Origin of the sequence: Prevotella sp. ICM33 (assembly GCF_000517825.1) — a bacterium.
In the GTDB taxonomy this organism is placed as follows: domain Bacteria; phylum Bacteroidota; class Bacteroidia; order Bacteroidales; family Bacteroidaceae; genus Prevotella; species Prevotella melaninogenica.
In genome coordinates this window covers 1-8,898 of the sequence record NZ_JACD01000067.1, presented here as the reverse complement: position 1 = coordinate 8,898, position 8,898 = coordinate 1, and the positions used below count along the sequence as shown (strand labels likewise).

Sequence of the window (8,898 nt, the reverse complement as noted above, 5' to 3'; positions counted from 1 at the left end):
ATTTTAGCCCTTAACTTTTATATGTGGAAAAGGTTTACCGGACAGCAATAAAAAAATAATTATCAGCTGTACATGTGGTTCGAAGACTAAAACTTTTCTATTATCTTTGCTATTTCTTTATCAATCTTTTCTATTTTAGGACAAAAAAAAGTTCGCTTATACATTTTTCTAAATATAAGCACATCTGTTATATTATTTTTTATCCAAAGTTCAAAGACGACCAGAAGGTCTAATGATAGTTTTTTTCCTGTATAATCTGTGATTAGAACATCATAATCACCTATTCGTTTATACACTTGATTCCCATTTGGATATAGAGTATATCCATTATTATTAAAAAACTTGATATTTCTCTTTATAAAATATGAATATTCCATAATAACGATTATTTTGTAGAAGGAACATATAATAGTCCTGGTATAATAAAAATAATAGCAGGGTCAGCCCCATGTTTTATCGCATTGTCTATATTCTTAGTACCATTTTCCCAAGTTGGTCGAACAACTGGATCAAAGCCTAATCCCCATAGGGTACCATAATAGGGGATATATGAAAGCTTTTTTATAATTCCTTCTGTTAGATAGTATAATTGATCTTGGATAGTACTATAAGTGATACCCTTATAAAGACTTCCTCCAATATCTAATGTTGTAAGCACAGCATCATAGTGGCGTACACCATAATCATACCAATCCAATCCGTGCATACGATCAAGTTCCTTGCCGTTGTACTTGTAAGGCTGTGCGCCTCCGCCTGTACTCTCACCCATCAGTCCACCAAAGGCATAGTAATGCTTCACTTGCTCCACTTGTCCATGCCCATCTATCACAACACGGCTGTTTCCAAGGTGGTCTTTCAAGTAGTAATGGTATGTTGGAGTGGAATTCGCAAGTGTGATGTATCCCATGTCGGTAAGAATCTTGCTTAATTGTCCATTCTCATAAATCATATTTCCACAGTAATCGGTTTTCAACGTTAAAGCTACATTAGTAGATTGAGGCGGAACGATGCTGCCCATAGGTACAAAGAGGTTAGTCTTCGAGGTTCTATAGGTGACAGAGAGTTTACGTACTGCCTGTCTAAAAGGTTATTGTTCTATTTGTTTGTATTTTAAATTATCTGTTTCTGCAAATATAAAAAACTAATTTTATAAATCAAAGTTTGAAGCTTACTTTTTTATTGTAGTTTTCTAATGACAAGCGGCATACAACCCCAACTAAATATTGTAAGGTAGCTTCGATTATTACTGCTGATGTCTATCATTGGGGGGGATTATAGCACGCAGATAATAAGACAAAAGAGGAATACCCTTGCGGATATTCCTCTTGTTGTTTCAAGTGATTCGCATGGGGCTCGAACCCATGACCCCAACATTAAAAGTGTTGTGCTCTACCAGCTGAGCTAGCGAATCTCCCTATGCTTTTATAAAGCGAGTGCAAAGGTAACAAGAATTTCTGATAATTCCAAATTATTTATAACTTTTCTTGTGCCTTTTTATTAATACATGGCTATTTGATGAAATCTTTTAGTGTGAGACATGATGATTTCCAGCAGGATAAGAGTTAACCCCAAATCGGTTATGTATAATTCTTATTACTATGGTGTTGTTTCTTAATATCTTTTATTTTCTTATTGGCATCTTGTGCGGTTTTTGTAACTTGACGTAGCCCGCTACGCCTGCGTTACAACGACAGGCAATCTGCTCGATAAGAAAACAAAATATGTTTAGGCTCTAATGACCGATTTGGGTTAAACTAACATAGCATGCGATACAATCTTAGTTAGAGTAGTTTATTTTCTGTTTATTTTATATTTGTAAAATATTTTGAGTTATCTCGTTATTAAAATATGCTCTTTTAGCATTCAATTAACGCCCAATAGGCTTTCAAAAGATGCCCTTTTGAGGTCTTACTAACGCCCTTTAAGAAGCCTATTAAGCATCTTTTGAAATGCCTTAGCTTAAGTGGTTGATTCCCTGTTGGTTAGAAAGATAATATTTACGTGTGTTTTTTGTCTTTATTTTAATAGGTTCATTTAGATTTATGTAAAGTCTTTTCAATGTGGTATGTATAGTTGAAGTATTTCATGATGAGATTTTCAATGTAGGCAGATGAGAGATATAAATGAGTTTATGAATGATAATTACACCATTAATTAGATCATAAAATAGTAATATATTGAGCTATACATGATGAAAATGTTAATACAAAAGTAATTCTGTGATTAACTCAAAAAGTTGCTTTTATAGTTGCTTTGTAAAAGATAAAATACTATATTTGCGACGTAAGATTGATTATTTAATCTGTTACTAAACAATCTAATGTGGTATTATCCACTAATCTATTACTAATATCTAAACTATGTAGCCGATGAATGTATTAGACTATGTAAAAGCGTTCAATGAGTTTTTGTGGAATAGTTTTCTCATGTACGCATTGTTAGGAGTAGGCATTTTCTATACTGTCTACCTTGGTTTCCCACAGATTCGCCATCTAAATTTGGCGTTTAAGTATGCTTTCGGTCCAATATTCAAGAAGCGAAAGCCTGGTGAAACAAAAGTTAATTCATTCCAGGCATTAGCCACAGCTGTAGCTGCTCAAGTTGGTACTGGTAATATTGGTGGTGTGGCAACAGCTATTGCAAGTGGTGGTATGGGAGCTATCTTCTGGATGTGGGTATCTGCATTGTTAGGAATGAGCACCATTTTCTCTGAGGCAGTACTTGCCCAGAAGTATAAGAAAGAGTATCATGGCGAGACGGTGGGAGGCTCAGCCTATTATCTTTATTATGGACTTGGTAGTAAGTGGCTTGCTGTTTGTTTTTCTGTTGCTATTGTTCTTGCGTTGGGATTCGTTGGAAATATGGTACAAGCAAACTCTATCTCAATAGCTTTGAATAATGCTTTCCATATACCTTCTTATATTATAGGTATTGTTTTAGCAGCTGTTGTGGGTGTAGTAATTATTGGAGGACAACGCCGAATCACCGCTATTGCCGAACTTTTAGTCCCTTTCATGGCGGTTGTGTATATCTTGGGTTCGCTTGTTATCATTTATATGTTTGCTGATCAGTTGCCTCATGTTATCCGTACAATCTTCCAGGATGCTTTCTCTATGAAGTCAGCAGCAGGTGGAGCCGCTGGTACGGTGATGAAATATGCCATTCGCTATGGTGTTGCTCGTGGTCTGTTTTCGAATGAGGCTGGTATGGGTTCAACACCTCATGCTCACGCTTTGGCTGATGTTAAAGACCCTTCTGAGCAGGGATTTGTAGCTATGGCAGGTGTTTTTGTTGATACCGTTCTTATCTGTACATCAACAGCTTTTGTCATTATGCTGACAGGTTCTTTCCAAAATCTAAGCTTAAAATCGGTTGCTATTACGCAAGAAGGTTTTGAGATAGCTTTTGGAAATGGTGGAATTATCTTTCTTGCCATCAGTCTAATCTTCTTTGCTTTCACAACAATTATTGGGTGGTATATGTTTGCTGAGATGAATATCAAGTTTATGTTTGGTAAGAAGGGTATTCTTTCTTATCGTGCACTTGTTGTTCTCTTTGTCTTTCTTGGCTGTCTTTTTGCAGCAGATATGGTATGGGAATTGGCAGATACCTTCAATGGTCTGATGGTAATTCCTAACCTTATTGGTATTATTTTCCTTGCACCTCAGGTAAAGAAAATATACAAGAACTTCTTGGCAAACAGAAAAGAAAATAATTCTTAAGCCATTTGTCAACTTCTATTGTTATTTTCTTTTGATGTTTCTTCTTATTATGTTGAAACCAATCAATTAAAGAATAAATAGCTATTTTGAGCGGTGAGCTACATGTTGGTATGTGCTCACCGTTCTTATGAATCAGGTAAGTAGTTATATAGAGAAGTTTGGAGTAAAAGATAATAGACGTACGAACTTTACTGATAAAGAGAAGCAGACTTTATAGAATACGATAATACAATGATTAATAATAATGATTATGTTTCGATAAAGAGTCATTCCGCATATAGCGTGTTGATGGTCCGCACGTGTTGTGTTGTTGGTAAACACCAATGGTGCTGCCTGCTAAACATCTCACAAAATGTCACCAAAGTAGATTCAACTTATTGTTATAAACAAGTTGTACTACAAAGAACTTACTTAGTCTGTTGGGTCAGTAGCTTATTTCGTAAAGTTGATAAGATACCACTTCAAGGAGATACTATTCTCTCTTTTATCCTATAAGAGTAGAATGATGCAGTTGAAATAAAATCAATGAATAACTTATGTCTACTTAAACTAACCACTCTTATTTTCTTTTTTCACCCTCTACGATTGGTTTCTGTGCATTCATTTTATGTAATTTATATGTGAGATGTCTGTAAAGGCGAGCAACGAGTTGAGGGTGAGAAGAAGCAAGATTATTCTTCTCAGACAGGTCGCTGGATAGATTGTATAGTTCTTTTTGACCAGTGAGATACGAATAAATCAATTTCCATTGCCCTTCACGAATGGCACAATTAAGACTGATTCCCAATCCCTCTCCATCCCAAATGTTAGGATAGTTCCATATCAGTTGTCGCTTCTTATTACCTTGTTGTTTACCACGAAGAATAGGTGTAATGTCTTGTCCGTCTATTTTTTGTGGTACATGATAGTTCTTAATTCCAGCCATGGAGAGTAAGGTGGGGTAGAGGTCTTCTATGATGATAGGTGTATGTGAGCGAGTATTTGGTTTTACAATATTATTCCATTTTACAATAAAGGGAACTCTTATACCTCCTTCATACAGAGAACCTTTACCACTCTTGAGTGGTGCATTCTGCGTGTAAAGTTCTCCATCCCGCCAATAGGATGATGAGGCGAGTCCTCCATTATCGCTCATAAAGATGATGATAGTCTCTCGCTTAAGTCCTGCCTTTGCTATCCAATCCATGAGATCTCCCAAACTTTTATCCATTCCTGCAATCAATGAAGCGTAAGCAGCTTCCTTTTCCGAAAGACCACGTGCACGATACGTAGGGTAAAAACGCATATCTCGATCGATTGGTACGTGCACAGCGTAATGAGACATATAGAGATAGAAAGGTTGGTCGTATTTCTTAGCCTTCTCTAATGATGCTATTGCCTCTTGTGTAAGGGCTTCTGTGGCAAAGATACCAGTACCCCAATAACGTTCCAAGCCTGGGATAGCGAATGGAGATGTGGGCTTGCCCTCTTTTGTAAAACCATAGTTACGTTCGCTTAAATAGGTGGCTAATCCACCAGCTGCCGTACCTGTAATGTTTACGTCAAAGCCAAAATGGCACGGATTCTCACCCGGAGTGTCAATAGCTCCCCAGTGTGCTTTTCCGCAATGTATGGTATGATAGCCTGCATTTTTTAGGAGTTGTACAAAGGATATAGCCTTTGTAGTATGTGCGACATTACCGCTTTGCGCAATACCATTATAATTCCAATCAGGTAATGTTACGCCATCTCGTTTCCCATCTGTCATCTTATCGCGATGTAAAGTCCAATTCGTTACCCGATGGCGAGCCATATTCATACCTGTCATCAGACTACATCTGGAGGGCGAACTGATAGGAGTTGCATAAGCATCTGTAAACATCATTCCCTCGGAAGCAAGTCTTTCCATATTAGGTGTATCGTATTTCCGATTATTGCCAGTAATCGAATCGGCAAAGGGAAGGGATGTGTCCTGCCATCCCATGTCGTCTACCATGAACAAGATAATATTGGGTTGTGTATTTACTTGTTGTGCTTTGGCTGGGAAGGAAATGCTGAGAGCAGCTATTGAAGTTGTAACTAATAGGGTAGAAGAGTGCTTTGAATTATATAAGGTATAGTTGTTCATTGTTGTATCAATCATTGATAGGGGTTTTTAGATAGAGTACAAAGTTAAAAAGAAAGTTGCTAATCACCACATAAATATGATGAAGTTCTTAAATTCTTTTGCTATAAAGTTGTTGAGAGTATCCTATAGTAGATGCATGATATGGTTAAACTACCAAATATATAGGGATACATCAAGGGTCATAAAGGGAGAAAAGTTTATTTGTGTAATATAGTAAATAGGATTCTGTCTGGAATGGTCTTAATAAAAAAAAGTCAGACTGCGGACAGTCTGACTTAATTGTATCATTTTTCTAAACAAAGAACGATGGTTATAAACATCTTTATTTCTTTACTGCCCATTGGAATGTACTACATGGTAATCCTACCTCATTCACAAGGTTGGCACGTGTAAAAGGTTGCCATCCATAACGAACATAGAGTGGGCGTGTCACTGAAGACGACCTAACAAGAATTGTGTTAGATGATGTTATTTGTGCTTCTGCTGGATAATAGATGCCATCTGCACCTGCTACCTCAAAGCCAATAAGGCGGCCACCCTTAGCAGATAGTGACTTTGCGTGAATAAACTGCAATTCAAGTCCATTGTCTTTTGCTGATACAGAATGACAGATAGGACCATCAGATTCTATGTTGTAGTCATAACTATGGTGTAAAGCTTGTAAGCTAAGTCGCTCACCGACAGGCTTTTTGTTCGTGTAATGTACATCTAAGGAATCACCCACATCTGTTGTAACAGCCATCCAGGTATTACGTAGTCTTGATGCCATACGACGCTGAGAATCACGGAAACGTGGCCATGAAGGACGATTCAGGCTGGAGAGCTGTACGAAATAAAATGGTAGCTCTGGGTCATGGAAGAAGTTACGCCAACTCTTCTGTAACATCGGGAAGAGACGTTCGTGTAGTTCCATGTTATGTGCATTGGACTCACCTTGGTACCAAACAATTCCCTTGATACTATATCCTTTTAGTGGAAGCATACCAGTTTCGAACATATAGGCTGGTGCATAAGGATGACGTTGCAGTGGGTTCTTACTTACGCTGATGTTTTGCAATGCTCGCTCACGTGCCCATTTCATACCGAAATCTCCATGATACCAATCACGAAGAATAGCTGGCATACGTTGTTCTAACGTATGGCGGTCAATCCATGACTCTGTAGTGGTACCACCAACAGCATTACAGATGATACCTACTGGGACCTGCAAACTGTCTGCTAACTTCTTTCCAAAGTGATAAGCTACAGCTGAGAAGCCACCCAAAGATTCTCGAGAGCAGTTACGCCATGGTCCAATATGGAGGTACTGATGACGATTTACAGAGTCGCAAGCATTAGCAGACCATGCTACGGCAGTCGTTGGGTAGATAGCTGACATATTAAAAAGATGTAAGTGTGTCTGACTGTCAGCCTCATTCAAGTCTTGTGTCCTGCTCTGTACAGCATTTACAGGTAACTCCATGTTTGATTGCCCTGAGCAAAGCCACACTTCACCAACGTATATGTCTTTAATAGTAAGCTTTTCTTTCTTCGTACTTATTTGGGCTTTATAAGGTCCGCCAGCTTTCTCAGCAGGGAAGGTAATCTTCCATTTTCCGGCATCATTTGTTATAGCTGAAAGCATATGCCCATTGAAGTTGACCTTAACAGTTTCACCTGCATTTGCTTTTCCACGGAAAACAATAGGTTTGTTGCGCTGAATAACCATACCATCGGTATACAATGGAGACAGGGCAAGCCCACCATAGTTGCCTGTCAAGGCTCCATAGATCGTCTCTGCAATAATCTTTGCGCCCTCAGCATTCGGGTGAATAGCATCGGCAAGAAGATCGGGACGACTATATAGAGGTGTATTTAAGTCAATGAGTGGAACTCGTGTCGCTGTCGCCACTTGTCGTATATGTTTCTGAATCTGCGCATGCCAGTCGCGTGTACCACTCTCAAAACGTGGATGACGCTCAAAGATGGGGGTCATAAGACAAATCCAAATCTTTGCTTTAGGATTCGCCTGACGGAAACTATCAATCAGACGGATGTAATCAGCATTAAATTCTTCACTGTATTCAGGCCAGTTTCGTGGGTCGGTATCATTGAGTCCAAGATGGATAATGATAAGGTCTGCCTTGAAGTTCAAAGCGTCTTGGTACTCTTGTTGGTCGACATAGGGACGATGTCCATGTTGTAGTAGTGTAGTTCCAGAGTGTCCGAAGTTTCTGACTTCATATTTATCTCCTAACATCTTCTGTAGTTGTGCTGGATAACAATTCTTTTCTCTATCGATAATTGTCATTCCCCATGTCACACTATTTCCTACACATGCTACCTTGATTTTGCCGCCAGCAACAGCAGTCAAAACCATAAGGAGCATTCCAAACAACACGATTGTTCTTTTCTTCATAATCATTTATAAATGTAGTAATGGAAGGTTTTGCTTTTACTTAATATTTAACTTATACATAAATTCTTTGCAAAGTTAATTATAATCTATGAATAAAAGAGACACTATGGATAACAAAAGCATTTTAATGGATAAATTATTATACAAAAGGATCGGTGGTGTGATGAAAAAGTATAGACGCACAACTATTCATATAGCATTACAAAAGGCTATTAATATACAAATGGAATAACTTAAATTTCTGAACTTTTAAATAACAAAAACCTTATGAAACAAGAGGTTTGAGACTTATTTCGTTAAAAATAGATTTTGCATAAACATGTGTTCGCACACATCATTATAATGAAAAAATAATCTACTAAAAGTTTGCATGTGACGCGAAAATAATATATCTTTGTGACTGTTATCCTGAAAACAATCTTTTACCTTTAAAAGACTAATACCTATTGAGTAAAGAAAGCGATCACCTATGAAGGTCATCGCTTTTTCTTTTTAACCCAAATAGTTCATTAGAGCCTAAACATATTGTGTTTTATTATCGAGCATCTTGTTTGTTTTTGGCGCAGACGTAGCGGGCTACGTCAAGTTATAAAGACAATTTCTACTGAGCCGTTTTGGGCTCAGTAGAAAAAAGGTGGGGAAATTTTCTTAATTAATATATTTTTCTTTCC

General features: G+C 37.7%; 5 protein-coding genes and 1 tRNA gene. 1 reads left to right on the top strand and 5 read right to left on the bottom strand.

Translation table 11 applies throughout. From position 1 onward, the window contains the following. Window positions 1-86 precede the first annotated feature (86 nt). From HMPREF1505_RS07710 to HMPREF1505_RS07700, 3 genes are all read right to left on the bottom strand, one after another. Window positions 87-377 (bottom strand): hypothetical protein, encoded by a 291-nt coding sequence (locus tag HMPREF1505_RS07710; RefSeq protein WP_036924314.1) that lies wholly within the window; start codon window positions 375-377, stop codon window positions 87-89. 8 nt (window positions 378-385) lie between these two features. Beyond that, the gene (locus HMPREF1505_RS13735) at window positions 386-949 is read right to left on the bottom strand and encodes a hypothetical protein (protein WP_051412343.1); all 564 of its coding nucleotides are present in this window, start codon (window positions 947-949) and stop codon (window positions 386-388) included. 389 nt (window positions 950-1,338) lie between these two features. Further along, window positions 1,339-1,411 (bottom strand) — tRNA-Lys (locus tag HMPREF1505_RS07700). A gap of 958 nt (window positions 1,412-2,369) precedes the next feature. Between HMPREF1505_RS07700 and HMPREF1505_RS07695 the strand changes: the two genes are divergently transcribed. Beyond that, window positions 2,370-3,722 carry a sodium:alanine symporter family protein gene (locus HMPREF1505_RS07695; protein ID WP_013264076.1) on the top strand — a complete coding sequence of 451 codons (1,353 nt, stop codon included), beginning with the start codon at window positions 2,370-2,372 and terminating at the stop codon, window positions 3,720-3,722. A gap of 559 nt (window positions 3,723-4,281) precedes the next feature. Here the strand turns inward: HMPREF1505_RS07695 and HMPREF1505_RS07690 are convergent. Next, window positions 4,282-5,844 (bottom strand): sulfatase, encoded by a 1,563-nt coding sequence (locus HMPREF1505_RS07690; protein ID WP_036924311.1) that lies wholly within the window; start codon window positions 5,842-5,844, stop codon window positions 4,282-4,284. A 307-nt stretch (window positions 5,845-6,151) separates the two neighbouring features. Beyond that, entirely contained in the window at window positions 6,152-8,233 is a 2,082-nt protein-coding gene (locus HMPREF1505_RS07685; RefSeq protein WP_036924309.1) for a GDSL-type esterase/lipase family protein, read from the bottom strand. Window positions 8,234-8,898: the final 665 nt, after the last annotated feature.